The organism is Kribbella sp. NBC_00662 (assembly GCF_041430295.1).
GTDB lineage: Bacteria > Actinomycetota > Actinomycetes > Propionibacteriales > Kribbellaceae > Kribbella.
This window is the reverse complement of sequence record NZ_CP109029.1, coordinates 7,229,162-7,243,038: the sequence shown is the minus strand read 5'-3', so window position 1 is coordinate 7,243,038 and position 13,877 is coordinate 7,229,162. Positions and strand designations below refer to the sequence as shown.

General features: G+C 68.4%; 15 protein-coding genes. 12 read left to right on the top strand and 3 right to left on the bottom strand.

All coding sequences use genetic code 11. The features are described from left to right. Positions 1 to 15 precede the first annotated feature (15 nt). Positions 16 to 687, bottom strand: a complete 672-nt coding sequence (locus tag OHA10_RS35665) for a class I SAM-dependent methyltransferase (RefSeq protein ID WP_371403193.1) — start codon at positions 685 to 687, stop codon at positions 16 to 18. A 94-nt stretch (positions 688 to 781) separates the two neighbouring features. On the opposite strand from OHA10_RS35665, the gene OHA10_RS35660 reads away from it, so the two are divergent. The 12 genes from OHA10_RS35660 to OHA10_RS35605 all read left to right on the top strand — a co-directional run bounded on the left by OHA10_RS35660 (position 782) and on the right by OHA10_RS35605 (position 11,832). Then, positions 782 to 1,474, top strand: coding sequence for a GntR family transcriptional regulator (locus OHA10_RS35660; protein ID WP_371403192.1), 693 nt, complete (start codon positions 782 to 784; stop codon positions 1,472 to 1,474). 129 nt (positions 1,475 to 1,603) lie between these two features. After that, positions 1,604 to 3,250, top strand: a complete 1,647-nt coding sequence (locus tag OHA10_RS35655; RefSeq protein ID WP_371403191.1) for an ABC transporter substrate-binding protein — start codon at positions 1,604 to 1,606, stop codon at positions 3,248 to 3,250. After that, complete coding sequence (locus OHA10_RS35650) at positions 3,250 to 4,182, top strand: ABC transporter permease (RefSeq protein WP_371403190.1); 933 nt, start codon at positions 3,250 to 3,252, stop codon at positions 4,180 to 4,182. Before OHA10_RS35655 ends, OHA10_RS35650 begins: the two co-directional genes overlap by 1 nt. After that, a complete protein-coding gene (locus OHA10_RS35645; protein ID WP_371403189.1) occupies positions 4,179 to 5,057 on the top strand; it encodes an ABC transporter permease in 879 nt (292 codons plus the stop codon). Before OHA10_RS35650 ends, OHA10_RS35645 begins: the two co-directional genes overlap by 4 nt. Then, positions 5,044 to 7,065 (top strand): dipeptide ABC transporter ATP-binding protein, encoded by a 2,022-nt coding sequence (locus OHA10_RS35640; protein ID WP_371403188.1) that lies wholly within the window; start codon positions 5,044 to 5,046, stop codon positions 7,063 to 7,065. Before OHA10_RS35645 ends, OHA10_RS35640 begins: the two co-directional genes overlap by 14 nt. 3 nt (positions 7,066 to 7,068) lie before the next feature. Further along, positions 7,069 to 7,989: an acetamidase/formamidase family protein gene (locus OHA10_RS35635; RefSeq protein WP_371403187.1), complete on the top strand. Its 921-nt coding sequence runs from the start codon at positions 7,069 to 7,071 to the stop codon at positions 7,987 to 7,989. Next, positions 7,986 to 8,981, top strand: a complete 996-nt coding sequence (locus tag OHA10_RS35630) for an alpha/beta fold hydrolase (RefSeq protein ID WP_371403186.1) — start codon at positions 7,986 to 7,988, stop codon at positions 8,979 to 8,981. Before OHA10_RS35635 ends, OHA10_RS35630 begins: the two co-directional genes overlap by 4 nt. Before the next feature lie 12 nt (positions 8,982 to 8,993). Beyond that, a complete protein-coding gene (locus OHA10_RS35625; RefSeq protein ID WP_371403185.1) occupies positions 8,994 to 9,908 on the top strand; it encodes a proline iminopeptidase-family hydrolase in 915 nt (304 codons plus the stop codon). Positions 9,909 to 9,917: 9 nt separating this feature from the next. Then, entirely contained in the window at positions 9,918 to 10,169 is a 252-nt protein-coding gene (locus OHA10_RS35620; RefSeq protein ID WP_371403184.1) for an AraC family transcriptional regulator, read from the top strand. Between the two features lie 74 nt (positions 10,170 to 10,243). After that, positions 10,244 to 10,672 carry a VOC family protein gene (locus tag OHA10_RS35615; protein ID WP_371403183.1) on the top strand — a complete coding sequence of 143 codons (429 nt, stop codon included), beginning with the start codon at positions 10,244 to 10,246 and terminating at the stop codon, positions 10,670 to 10,672. A 69-nt stretch (positions 10,673 to 10,741) separates the two neighbouring features. Next, complete coding sequence (locus tag OHA10_RS35610) at positions 10,742 to 11,482, top strand: hypothetical protein (protein WP_371403182.1); 741 nt, start codon at positions 10,742 to 10,744, stop codon at positions 11,480 to 11,482. Further along, positions 11,479 to 11,832, top strand: coding sequence for a GntR family transcriptional regulator (locus OHA10_RS35605; RefSeq protein ID WP_371403181.1), 354 nt, complete (start codon positions 11,479 to 11,481; stop codon positions 11,830 to 11,832). The genes OHA10_RS35610 and OHA10_RS35605 overlap by 4 nt, the downstream gene beginning before the upstream one ends. 237 nt (positions 11,833 to 12,069) lie before the next feature. Here the strand turns inward: OHA10_RS35605 and OHA10_RS35600 are convergent, their stop codons facing one another. Continuing rightward, positions 12,070 to 13,224 carry a PrsW family glutamic-type intramembrane protease gene (locus OHA10_RS35600; RefSeq protein WP_371403180.1) on the bottom strand — a complete coding sequence of 385 codons (1,155 nt, stop codon included), beginning with the start codon at positions 13,222 to 13,224 and terminating at the stop codon, positions 12,070 to 12,072. Further along, the gene (locus OHA10_RS35595; protein WP_371403179.1) at positions 13,221 to 13,844 is read right to left on the bottom strand and encodes a hypothetical protein; all 624 of its coding nucleotides are present in this window, start codon (positions 13,842 to 13,844) and stop codon (positions 13,221 to 13,223) included. The genes OHA10_RS35600 and OHA10_RS35595 overlap by 4 nt, the downstream gene beginning before the upstream one ends. Between the last annotated feature and the right edge of the window lie 33 nt (positions 13,845 to 13,877).

Below are 13,877 nucleotides of genomic sequence, written 5' to 3'. Positions count from 1 at the left end.
CGAGGTTGCCGCGCGTCAGACGGGACGTGCGCGTACCCAGGTCTTGTCCGGGGACAGGTAGTCGGTGCGCTGTAGGCCGACCTCGGCGAGCTGGGCCGCCAACTGGTCTTCGGAGAGGTTCTGGGTGAGGATCCGCTGCGACCAGGTCTTGCCGTCGATGGTGTAGGTCAGCGTCGCGGCCTGGCGATTGCCGGGGAGCTCCTCGACGTCGGAGATCTCCATCCGGCGCTGCTCGTTCACCATCACGGCCGGACCGCGCAGCATGCCCGGGGTCTGCTGCTGGAGGATCACGGAGCCGCCGGGGCGAACGTGGTGCGCGCAGGTCTGCAGCAGGCGCAGGCGTTCGGCGTCGTCGGAAACGTTGATCAGGAACGACATCATCAGGACGAGGTCGAACTGCTTGTCCAGCCGCAGATCGCCGATCGTCGAGCAGATCGTCTCGGTCTCGATGACCCTCGCGATCATGTCCTGTGACTCGTCGACGGCGAGCACCCGGTGCCCTCGGGCGAGCAGCGGCCGGGTGATGCGCCCGGTGCCGCAACCGAGCTCGAGGATGCTGCTGGCGGGATCGATCGCGGCGTCGATCAGCTCGTCCTCGCCGTGCACCTGCGTGACTTCGTAGAGCTCGACCGCGCTCCCGTCCGGTGTGAGCGGTCCCGGTCCGTTACCACCTTGTCCGACTCTCATGGAGCGAGCCTGACCCGACCCGTCGACGGTCGCGAAACCTTCGGTCCAGACCGAAAGACCGGTCCGGACACTCCGTTCGTATACGATGAACCGGGTGACTACGACCCCGATTCTGGTCGGCGACGGCCATCGACCGCTCCGCGACGTGGTCGCCGCCGAGCTGCGGCGCCTCATTCTGGCCGGCTCGCTGCCGCCCGGCGAGCGTCTGGTCGAGGACCGCCTCGCCCAGCAGTTGGGGGTGTCCCGCAACCCGATCCGCGAGGCCATGCGGGTCCTCGAGGCCGAGGGATTCCTCGACGTGACCGCGCGGCGCGGCGCCTTCGTGGCCAAGCTGTCGGCCCAGCAGGCCGAGGACCTGTTCCAGGTCAGGCTCGCCCTCGAGCCGCTCGGCGCCCGGCTGGCGGCGTCCGTCGAGAATCCCGAAACCGCCTTGATCACAAGGGCTTGGGCCATTCTCGACCTGGTCGGCGAGTCCGGGCCGGACCAGGATCTCGATGCGCTGTCGACCCTGCACACCGAGCTGCACTCACTGATCTTCGAACTGACCAGGAACGACTACCTGATCGCCCTGGCGATCCCGATGGTCAAGCGCGGTCAGTGGCTGCTGCGGCAGAGCGCCCCATTGCAGAACCCGGCCGCCTGGGCCGAGCACCACGGCCTGATCGCGGCGATCGCCGCGGGTGATCCGGACCTGGCCGAGGCGGCCGCCCGGCACCACGTGCTCAGCGTCCGCAACGCACTGCGTCCCCACCTGGAGCCGGTCCGCCCGCACGACGCCACAGCGTGAGCTGACGGTTCTGTATACGAACCGGCACTTTTGAAACCGTCACGTACTCCCTTGGAAACATGCGCGTAGCAGAAGCCGTATACAACATACGGAATAGCACCCCTCCTGCCTGCCCAAGGAGTACGTCGCATGAACCTCACGCATCCAGGTCAGTTCTCCCGCCGCAGGCTGCTCGGCCTCGGCGGCGGGCTGGCCGCCGGGATCGGCCTCGCCCCGATGCTCACCGCCTGCGGTGACAGCACCTCGTCCGCGGCCACGCCCGCCGGCGGCGGCACGTTGACCATGGGGATCAACGCCACCCCCGACACCCTCGACCCCGGTGCCACCGGACTCGCGCTCACGCTGCTGATCTCGTTCGCGCTGTTCGACCCGCTGGTCTACTGGCTGCCGGACGGGAAGGGCGGCAGTGCCTTCCACCCGGGCCTGGCGGAGTCGTGGACGATCTCGCCCGACGCCTCGGTCTACACCTTCAAGCTGCGCAAGGGCGTGACGTTCCACGACGGGACCACGTTCGACGCGAAGGCGGTCAAGGCGACGTACGACCACGTGGTCGACCCGAAGACCAAGTCCAAGAGCGGTCTCGGCGCGCTGGGGCCGTACAAGGAGACCAAGATCCTCGACGACTACACCGTCCAGATCGTCTTCACGGCGCCGAACGCGTCGTTCCTGCACCAGCAGGCGGCCGGCAACTTCGGCATCTCGTCGCCGGCCGCGCTGGCGAAGTACGGGCCGACGGCGTACGGGAACAATCCGGTCGGGACCGGACCGTTCACGTTCCAGAGCTACCAGGCCGGCAGCCAGCTGACGCTGCTGAAGAATCCGAAGTACACCTGGGGTCCGAAGGCGCTGGGCGAGGGCCCGGCCAAGCTGGACAAGCTGGTGTTCCGGATCGTCACCGACGACAGCGGCCGCTACAACGCCTTGCAGAGCGGGCAGTTGCAGATCGCGATGAACCTGCCGCCCAACAACATCTCGGCCGCGCAGAAGTCCGGCAAGTTCCAGCAGTTGCTGGTGCCCTCCATCGGTACGCCGCTGGGGATGCCGATCAACGTGACCAAACCGCCGACCGACGACCCGCTGGTGCGGCAGGCGATCATGTACGCCGTCGACCAGGACGCGCTCGTGAAGGACGTCCTGTACGACGTCTACAAGCCCGCGCACAACGTGCTCACCCCGATCACGCCGGGGTACAGCGCGGCGGCGAGCAAGACCTACTCCTACGACCCGGACAAGGCCGGCCAACTGCTCGACCAGGCCGGCTGGACGGTCGGCGACGGCGGGATCCGGACCAAGAACGGCAAGAAGCTCAGCCTCGAGATCATCCTGTTCAGCGGCGGCGGGCTGGAGTTGCCGACGCAGTTCGTCGTCTCGGAGCTGCAGAAGGCCGGGTTCAGCGCGAACACCGCCGTACAGCCGTTCGCGACGGCGCAGGCGAGCTTCAACTCCGGCGCGCACAACCTGGGTTCCTTCGGCTACTACGGCGCGGACCCCTACCTGCTCAACATCTGGGTCAACTCCAACGCGATCCAGTCCGGCTTCAACTGGTCGCACTACGCCAACCCCGCGGTGGACAAGCTGATCGCCAAGGCGAACGCGACCGCCGCCGACGCCACCCGCAACGGGCTGTACGAGCAGGTCGGCGCGAAGTTGATGCAGGATTCGATGTACCTGCCGCTGTGGGACGTGGCCGGCGCGTTCACGCTGTCGCCGAAGGTGCAGAACCTGCACCAGACCCTGAACGGCTACCTGGCGTTCCACAGCGCCACGGTCGGCTGATGCTGCTGTTCGTGGTGCGACGGCTGGGCGCGGCGGTCCCGGTCGTCATCGGCATCACCCTGATCGCCTTCGTCCTGGTGCACGTCGTACCGGGCGATCCGGCCAAAGTGATCCTGTACGGCGCGAACGCCTCACCGGAGCAGATCGCGACACTGCGGCAGCAACTCGGACTGGACGATCCGTTGTGGCGGCAGTACGCCGATTTCGCTGTCAACCTCGTGCACGGCAACCTCGGTACGTCGTTCCTGACCTCGACCCCGGTCAGCCACGAATTGTTGTCCAGGGCACCGAGCACGCTGATCCTGACGGCGACCTCGATGCTGGTCGCGGTGCTGGTCGGCGTACCGCTCGGACTGGTCGCGGGCATGCGTCCGGGGTCGGTCCTGGACACCGTGGCGCGGTGGATCTCGTTCGCGGGTGTCGCGGTGCCGTACTTCTTCCTGGCCCTGCTGCTCGTGCTGCTGTTCAGTGTCAAGCTGCACCTGCTGTCCGCGATCGACGACGGTACGGCCAAGAGCCTCGTGCTGCCGGCGGTCTCGCTGGGCTGGGGCTACGCGGCGATCCTGACCCGACTCGTCCGCGGCCGGGTGATTGACGAGCTGCGCAGCGACTACGTGAAGTCCGCCCGGGCGCGCGGCAGCGGTGAGTTCCGGGTGCTGCTGCGGCAGGTACTGCGGAACTCCTCGGTGCCGGCGGTCACCACGATCGGCCTGCAGTTCGGCAACATCCTGACCGGTGCCGCGATCACCGAGGTGATCTTCGGCCGCGCCGGGCTCGGGAGCTTCCTGGCCACCTCGATCACCAGCAAGAACATCCCGGTGGTGCAGGGTGCGGTGGTCGTGATCGGGATCGCCTACGTGGTGATCAATCTCGGCGTGGACCTGATCGTCGGCGCCATCGACCCACGCACCAGACAGGAGGCTGCCGCATGAGCCGGCTCAAGTGGGTTGTCCTGAGCCTCGCGGCCCTCCTGGTGCTGCTACTGCTGCTCGCACCCGGCGTGCTGGCCCACGTCGACCCGGTAGCGACGAGTGACGCGCACCTGGAAGGCCCGAGCGGCAGCCATCTGTTCGGTACGGACCTGCTCGGCCGCGATGTCTACAGCCGCACCGTGTACGGCGCACGCCCGGTCCTCGTCGCGAGCTTCCTGGGGGTACTTCTCGCCAGCGCCGCGGGTGTCGCGATCGGCGTACTGGGCGGTGTCGCGCCGCGCTGGCTCAACGCCGTGGTGATGCGCCTGGTGGACGTGTTCCTCGCGCTGCCGGTGCTGCTGATCGCGTTGATCCTGATCGCCACCGCCGGGTCGGGTGTCCGCAGCATCGTGCTGGCGATCGGGATCGCCTTCACTCCGGGCTTCGCGCGGGTGGTCGAGTCCTCGGTCCGCCGGCTCCGCAAGGCCGAGTACGTCGAGGCCGCCCGGGTGTTCGGCTCCACCACGCTGCGCACCTCGTGGCGGCACCTGCTGCCCAACCTGCTGACCGAGGTGGTCGTGCTCGGCAGCAGTGCCATCGGCTGGGGCATCCTGACCGCCACCACCCTGAGCTTCCTTGGTCTGGGCGTCCGGCTGCCGGCGCCGGACTGGGGGAGTGACCTGGCCGCCGGTGCGACCAATCTGGCCGACGCCTGGTGGCTGTCGACCTTTCCCGGGCTCGCGATCATGGCGACCATCCTGCTCGCGAACTTCTCCGGCGATCACCTGATGCGGGTGCTGGATCCCCGGGCCGGGATCAGGTTCGGCCGAAGCTTCCGCCGGGTCGCGATCCGGCTGTCCCGTCACGGAGGTGACATCGCTCATGAGTCTGCTTGAGGTGACCGGACTGCGGACCGAGATCGACACCGCACAAGGCCGGATCCGTCCTGTCGACGGGGTGAGCTTCGCCGTCCGGGCCGGGGAAACCCTTGGTGTGGTGGGCGAATCCGGGTCCGGCAAGACGATGACCGGGATGTCGATCATGCGGCTGCTGCCGCCCGGTGGATCGATCACCGGCGGCTCGATCCGGCTGGACGGCCGCGAGCTGACCGAGCTGGACGAGCCGGCCATGCGCAAGGTGCGCGGCAGCGAGCTGGCGATGATCTTCCAGGACCCGATGACCTCGCTGAACCCGGTCCGGACGATCGGCAGCCAGTTGCGGGAGGCGTACCGGATTCACGTCGACAGCAGCCGCGCCGCGGCGACGGCCCGGGCGACCGAGGTGCTCGGACTGGTGGGCATGCCGCGACCGCGCGAGCGGCTCGACGACTACCCGCACCAGCTGTCCGGCGGGATGCGGCAACGAGTGATGATCGCGCTCGGCCTGATGTGCGATCCGAAGCTGCTGATCGCCGACGAGCCGACGACCGCGCTGGACGTCTCGATCCAGGCGCAGATCCTGACTCTGATCGACGACCTGAAGTCGCAGCTGTCGATGGGCGTCCTGCTGATCACCCACGACATGGGCGTGATCGCCGAGTACGCCGACCGGGTCGCCGTCATGTACGGCGGACAGGTGGTCGAGCAAAGCGGCGTACACGAATTGTTCGAGCGGCCGCGGCATCGGTACACGGAGGCGTTGCTCGCCGCGATGCCGACACTGGAACTCGACCGGAACGCGGAGCTGGCCACGATTCCCGGCAGTCCGCCGAAGCTGCTCGACCTGGCACCGGGGTGCCGGTTCGCTCCACGGTGTGCGTTCGCGCAGGACGACTGCCGCAGCGCCGATCCGTCGCTGACAGGTGGGGATCACTTGCACGCCTGCTTCCATCCGGCCGACGGGCGCACCCGGGCCGCGGTCGCGGATGTCGGCGTGCGGGAGGCGGCCGAGCCGCGCGGATCTGACTCGCTGGTGCAGCTCTTCGACGTACACAAGCGGTTCGGCGTGCGGTCGAGGCGGCCCTTCGCCCCGTCGCGCGCGGTGCAAGCGGTGTCGGGAGTGACGCTGACCATCGCGGCCGGGGAGACGCTGGGAATCGTCGGGGAGTCGGGCTGCGGCAAGACCACGCTCGGGCGCATGCTGGTGGGGCTGGAGCGGCCGACCAGCGGATCCGTCACCTTCGACGGCCGGGACCTGTCGGCGCAGAGCCGGAGCGGATTCCGGAAGCGTCGGCGTGATCTTCAGATGATGTTCCAGGACTCGGCCGCCGCGCTCGATCCGCGGATGACCGTTGCCGCGCTGATCGCGGAGCCGTTGGTCGCTCAGGGAGTCGGCACCCGGCGCGAACGACGCCGTACCGTGGCCGAGCTGCTGGCGGCAGTCGGGTTGCCACCTGAGGCAGCCGAGCGGTACCCGCATGAGTTCTCGGGTGGCCAGCGGCAGCGGATCGCGATGGCCCGGGCGCTGGCGCTCCGGCCGAAGGTGATCGTCGCGGACGAGCCGGTGTCCGCGCTCGATGTCTCGGTCCAGGCGCAGATCCTCAACCTGATGCGGTCGCTGCAGGAACGGTACGGCCAGACGTACGTCGTGATCTCGCACGACCTGTCGCTGCTGAAGTACCTGGCCGATCGGATCGGCGTGATGTACCTGGGCCGGCTCGTCGAACTCGGAGCCGGTGAGGACGTCTACAGCACACCGCGGCACCCGTACACGGCCGGGCTGATCAAGGCGATCCCCCTACCGGAGTCCGCGAAGAACCGGGAGGCCGCGGCCCGGTCGACCGGCCTCGGCGGCGAGTTGCCGTCGGCCATCGATCCGCCGAGCGGCTGCCACTTCCGGACCCGGTGCCCGCTCGCGACCGAGCGGTGTGCCACGGAGGTCCCGGTATTGAAACCCTCCGACGGCCTGCACGCGGTCGCGTGCCACCATCCACTGACCACCCACGTCCTGACGCCCGCGAGGTAGACGATGATCCACAAGCTGGACGCAACCCCCGAGACCACCGTCGACGTGTTCAGCGCCGAGCAGCCTCCGGTGCTGACGATCGATCCGGGCGACACGTTGACGGTCCATTCACTGGATGCTTCGGGCTACCTGTCACCGCAGACCACACCGGGTGAGCAGCAGCCGAAGATGTTCGACCAGGCTCGCGGCCACTGCCTGACCGGGCCGATCGCCGTCCGTGGTGCACAGCCAGGTGACGTGCTCGCGATCCGGTTGGTCTCCCTCACCCCCGACCCTTGGGGCTGGACCGTCGCCGGCGCGCTGAAGTCCCCGATCACCGAGCGGCTGGGCGTCACCGATCAACCCGCCTGGCTGCTCTGGGATCTCGATCCCGACAGTGGAACCGGTCGCTGCAACGGTGGCTTCACCCGTGACCTCGCGCCGTTCCTCGGTGTCATCGGCGTGGCGCCCGAGAGCAGCGGTGAGCACTCGACGATCCCGCCCCGGGCCGTCGGTGGCGGCAACATCGACTGCAAGTCGTTGGTCGCGGGGTCGACGCTCTACCTGCCGGTCGCGGTCGCGGACGCGATGCTGAGCCTCGGTGACGGTCACGCCGCCCAGGGAGACGGTGAGGTGGGCGGTACAGCGATCGAGTGCCCGATGACCACGACACTGACGGTGGACCTCGTCCGCGATCCACGCCCGATCGAGACGATTCACGCGGAGACCCCGGAGGGCCTGATCACCTTCGGGTTCGACGCCGACCTGAACGCCGCGACCGGCGACGCGCTGGACGCGATGGTGTGCTGGATGCAGGCGTTCTTCGACGTAGGCAAGAGCACCGCCCTGGCACTTGCCAGCACCGCCGTCGACCTCCGCGTCACCCAGGTCGCGAACCAGACCTGGGGCGTCCACGCCATCCTCCCGACCGGCGTGCTCGCGTGACAACCGGCAGCTTCGAACTCGGCGACCTGAAGCTCGAGAACGGCGGTGTCGTCCGGAACGCCAAGCTCTCCTGGAAGTCCTACGGCACGCTGTCCCCGGCGCGCGACAACGTGATCGTCTACCCGTGCAGTTACGGCGCGACGCACGAGACGCAGGAGTGGCTGATCGGGCCCGACGGCGTACTGGACCCCGAGCGGTGGTTCATCGTCATCCCGGACATGTTCAGCAACGGGCTCTCGTCGAGCGCGTCGACGGACCCGGAGTTTCCGTCGCTCGTCACGATGGCGGACAACGTGCACGCGCAGTACCGGCTGATCACCGAGCACTTCGGGATCGATCACCTCGCCGCGGCGTACGGGTTCTCGATGGGCGCCGGTCAGGCGTACCACTGGGCGGCGCTCTACCCCGAGCTCGTCGAGCGCGCGATCGTCGTCTGTGGAAGTGCACGGACTTCGCTCCACAACCGGGTCTTCCTGTCCGGGTTGTTGCGGATCCTCGAGGCCGCTCCCGAGTACGACGGCCACGGGCACTTCACGGCCGAGCCCGTTGCCGCCAAGCGTGCTTTCGCGCACGTCTACGCCGGCTGGGGGCTGAGCCAGGACTTCTATCGGGCGCGGTTGTTCGAGTCCGTACTGGGAGCGCCGGATCTCGACTCGTTCCTGCAGACCGACTGGGTGGATCGCTTCGCCGAGGGCGCCGCCGCCGACCAGTACGCGCAGGCGCTCACGTGGCTGGCGGCCGACATCAGCACGCCGTACGACGGCGACCTGGACGCAGCGCTCGGGGCGATCACCGCCCGCGTGCTCTTGATGCCGTCGGCCACCGACCTCTACTTCCGGACCGCGGACAACGAGTTGGAGCTGACCTCGCTGCGGAACGCGGAACTGGTGGAGATCCCCAGCATCTGGGGACATCGAGCCGGCTCACCTCGCGACATTCCCGCCGACCTCGACTTCCTGCGCCGGCACGTGCGGGACTGGCTCGATGCCTGAAAGGACACTGTGATGAGCAGCGCCGAGTCGTACGAGATTCTGCCCGCGACCCGTGAAGGGCGGATGCCGTTCTCCGACGGCGAGACTTGGTATCGGATCACTGGGGACCTGGACAGTGGAGTCACGCCGTTGGTGATCGCCCACGGTGGGCCGGGGGCGACACATCAGTACCTGCTGTCGTTGACTGCGCTGGCGGCAGGCAGGCCCGTGATTCATTACGACCAGTTGGGATGTGGGAACTCGACTCATCTGCCGGATGCGGATCCGTCGTACTGGACTGTCGAGCTGTTCCTGGACGAGCTGGACAATCTGCTGGATCACCTGGGGATTGCGGACGACTACCACCTGCTGGGGCAGTCGTGGGGCGGGATGTTGTCGGCGGAGCACGCCGTACGGCGTCCAGCGGGGTTGAGACGACTGGTGATCTCCAACTCGCCGGCGTCGATGCCGCTGTGGCTCGAAGCGGCGGCGTCGTTGCGTGCGGGGTTGCCGGCCGAGGTGGAGGAGACGCTGCGCGAACACGAGGAGGCGGACACGACGAACTCTCCGGAGTACGCGGCCGCGATGAAGGTGTTCTACGACCGGCACGTCTGCCGCGTGGTGCCCAATCCGCCGGAGGTCGCGGCGGCGTTCGCGTCCATCGAGGAGGATCCGACCGTCTATCACACGATGAACGGGCCGAGTGAGTTCCACGTCGTCGGGAGCCTGATGGACTGGACGATCGTCGACCGGCTGCCGCGGATCGCCGTACCGACGCTGGTTGTCTCCGGCGCGTACGACGAGGCGCAGCCCGTGTGCGTGTCGCCGTACGCGGAGCTGATCCCGGATGCGCGCTGGGAGGTGTTCGCGGAGTCCAGTCACCTGCCGAACGTCGAGGAACCGGAACGGTATGCCGAGGTCGTGGAGTCGTTCCTGCGCGGAGGCTAGGCTCGAACGGTGACGATCGTCGTGCCGGTGGAGCTGTTGCCGCATCTGCGGCGGGCGCGGGATGTTGCCGATCGCAACTATGCCGAGCCGCTCGATCTCGCCGCGTTGGCGACCGCGGCGCGCGTGTCGAAGTACCACTTCCTCCGGTGTTTCGCGGCGGAGTACGGCGAGACGCCGATGCAGTACGTGACCCGACGGCGTACCAGCGGACGCAGACCGGGGCGCGGATCCCGGGGTGCTTCGTGTTCATGCTCGGGCTGAACTCCGCAATTCCGGAGAAACCGTCGGGGGAGGCCGGGGCTTAGCGTCGTACTCACGACCTTTGAGGAGGAACTGTGATCACGAACGTGAGCCTGGTGACGGTCTACGTCGACGACATCGACGAGGCGAAGACGTTCTACACCGAGAAGCTCGGGTTCGAGCTCGGTGAGGACATCACACTCAGCGAGGACTTCCGCTGGTGCACGGTGCATCAGGCCGACCATCCGGAGCTCGAGCTGGCGCTGATGCTGCCCGGACCGCCGCTCGACGAGGAGTCCGCGGGCTGGATCCGGCGGATCATGGCGAAGGGCTCGATGCACCGGGTCGGGCTGGCGACGGACGACTGCCGCAAGACGTTCGCCGAGCTGACGGCCCGGGGCGTCGAGTACATCCAGGAGCCGGCGGACCGGCCGTACGGCGTGGAGGCGGTACTGCGGGACAACTCGGGCAACTGGCTCGTGCTGGTCGAGCAGAAGGCGTACACGGCGGCCGACTTCGCGTGACCCTCGGTTGACTTACGTTCTTTGTATCAATACATTTGATACAAAGACCTCGAGGGAGCGTGGTTGGTCGTGGGCGTGCTGTGGGTGGTGGCCATGATGACGGTGGTGTCGGTCGTCCTGTGGGTGCAGCGTCGGAAGGCGGCGCAGCGGGAGGTCGACCGGCGGGTCGAGCGGGGTGGGCTGCCGGGGGACCGCGACCTGGTCGAGGTGGCGCTCGAGTGGTACCGGCGCCGGCAGGAGATCCTGATCCTCGGCGTACTGGCTGGTGTGCTCGTCGCCGGGGCGGCCGTCGTACTGGTGCATCTGGGGATCGATCTCGGGTTCGTGCCGGGGACGGCGCTGGACGCTCGGCTGCTCACCTGGTTGCTGGCGGCAACGGCTGCTTTTGGCGGGTTTGCGACGTTGGTCAACGGCTATCGGACCGTTCGGGCCTCACGTGCTGACGGGCCGCGGCTGGCGGCGCTGCGGCCGCGGAAGTTGAGCGACTACCTGAGTCCGGTCGAGATCGCGATCTACGACGGGTGCGTCGTACTGCCGTTGGTCGGGGCTGCGCTGGGGGTGGTGGTGCTTGGTACGAACGACCGTCCGGCGCGGGGGTGGATCCTGATCGGGAGCGGCCTGGCGGCGGTGGTGGTGTGGGCGATCGGGCTGCTGCTGACGGGTACGGCGTTGCGGGTGAACCAGCCGTCCGGGCGTGAGGCGGAGCTGCGGTGGCAGGAGGCGTTCCGCGCGACGACGCTGCGAGACATCGGATCGGCGGTGCTGACGGTCGCCGCGAGCCGTCGTGGGTTGCAGCGGGTTGCCGGATGATCATCTCGGTCGACCCGGCGGCAGCGAAACCGCCGTACGAACAGGTGAAGGACCAGATCGACGGGCTGATCCGGACCGGCGAACTGGCGCAGGGGACTCGGTTGCCTACCGTTCGGCAGTTGGCGGGGGATTTGGGTCTGGCGGTGAACACTGTTGCCCGGGCCTACAAGGAGCTGGAGGCCGAGCGGCTGGTCGAGACGCGGGGCCGGAACGGGACCTTCGTCCTCGCGTCCCGCAGCCGAGTGGACGACGAGGAAACCCGAGCCGCAGCAACCGTCTTCGCCCGAGCCGCCCACCGAGCCAACCTCTCCCTCGCCGAAGCCACCGAACTCCTCCACCGCGCCTGGTAAGCCGCCGCGCACGTGGGTAAGCCCCCGCGTGCTCCGCACCCGCCGCGCCGTGGGCGCCGCACTACAGCCGCCCCGCGACAGGCGCCGCACCGCACCCGCCGCGCGATGGGTTATCCCCTGGCGTTACCGGTTCTCCGGTCGTATCAAGGTGGGGGAACCGGTAAGACGAGGGGATAACCCATCGCGGGCGGATGCGGGCTGCTGCCTGGGCTGTCGCGCAGGCGCGTCTCCGATCGGTCAGGGCTTGTTGTGTAGGCGCAGCAGCTCCGCGCGGGTGTGGACTACGCCAGGGGACTCCGCGCCGTTGGCGCGTGCGATCTCCTGGGCCAGGTCGCTTGCGGCCTCCAGGCGGTGGTTGGCTTTGCGGCGGTTGTGGAGTTGCTTGCGGTACTTCTTGCGGTCCTTGTGTAGGCCGCTGACCGCGTCCAGCAGGGGTGGGTCGACGGCGCCGGTTGCCAGTTCGGGGGTGAGGAGTTCCCGGATCCAGGTGCGTTCGTGTTTCGCGGCGTGGCGGAGTACGTAGAAGAGGGCGGTCAGTTCCACCGCGGCGATCAGGAACGGGAGGATGGCGGCCCAGGCGCCGCCGTTGCTGAGGCCGCCCATGTCGTCCCAGGCGAAGTGGAAGAACATTGCCATCAGCATCGTCAGGACGCCGCGTACGACGTTGCGCTCGCCGCGGGTGCGGCCCAGGACCCACATCAGGCCGGCGCAGAAGATCGCGCTGAACAGGGCGTGCGAGACGATCCCGGCGGCGCCGCGGACGATGAAGACGCGCAGCGACGAGCCGAGCTGGTCGACGCCGTACTGCTGGGTGGCGCCGTTGTACACGTACAGGATGTCTTCGAAGACCTGGAAGCCCAGGCCGATGAACGCGCCGATGATGAAGCCGTCGTACGCGCTGCGAACGAGTCGTGGCGCCAGGCCGATGAGCAGCACCAGGCCGATGCCCTTGGCGAACTCCTCGTTGATCGGAGCGGTCAGGCCGGCGCCCCAGTCCTGCGCGAACGACGTACCGCCGATCTTGGCCCAGACCGCCAGCAGTGCCGCGTTGGCCGGCAGCGCGATCCAGAACGTCGCAGCCACCCCACCCCAGACGAACCCGGTCGCGAGCAACCCGGCGGGCTGCGCGGTGAAGCGGTTGTGGTGGCGTAGGAGGAGCAGCCACGGGATGAGGTAGAGGCCGAACAGTACGACGCCTCCCGCAAGCGCCGGCGTATAAAACTGGGCGCCGGGGCCGAAGACCCGCACCATGGTCAGCGCACCCCCGCCGACGCCCACCACATAGACCCAGAACGCGACGTTGTGCGGCTGCAGGAACCGGTACGGCTGGCCCCAGCCGGACTCCTCGATCGCGTCGAGCTGCGCGGCCTTCTCCTGCGGTACGGCGGTCATCGCGCCGCTCCCGGGGTGATACTGCGCAGCATCGCGCCGACTTGTTCCTGATAGCGCTCGAACTGCCCGGACGCCGTACGCACCCGGACCAGCAGCGCCGGCGCAGTGTCGACGGCATCACCCGTCGCCATCTTGAACGCAACGTCGACGCCGTCGCCGCTCGGTCCACTCCCGCTCTCGACCACGCCGACCAGGCCGGAGTCGGTGGTCAGCGTGCCGCGCGCAGCCGTGACGCCGGGCGGACTGCCTTGCGATCGATGCACCTGATCGAGGAACGCGGCCGCGCTGCCGTCGTACGCCGTACCGATCAACTCGATCGTCGCGCCGCCCTGTGCCAGCAGCACCTCCAGGCTCGTCGCGCTCGCCCCCGCACCCCCGACCAGCGTCCCTTGCTCGAGCTGCCACCCGACCGGCGGCACCGCCGTCGCCCCGTCCCCGAGGTCGAGCACCTGCCCGGGCCGGATCTCGTTGTGCCACGGGATCGCCGCGTTCAGCCCCTGCCATCCGTAGATCAGCAGAAGAGCGATCCCGAGCGCCGAGAACCCAGCCTTGAACGTCCGCCGATCCAGCCCGAACCACCGCTGCTCAACCGGCACCCATTCCCGCGTACTCACGACCATCACGCCCTCCTAAGCGGTAGCAGTCACTGTAAG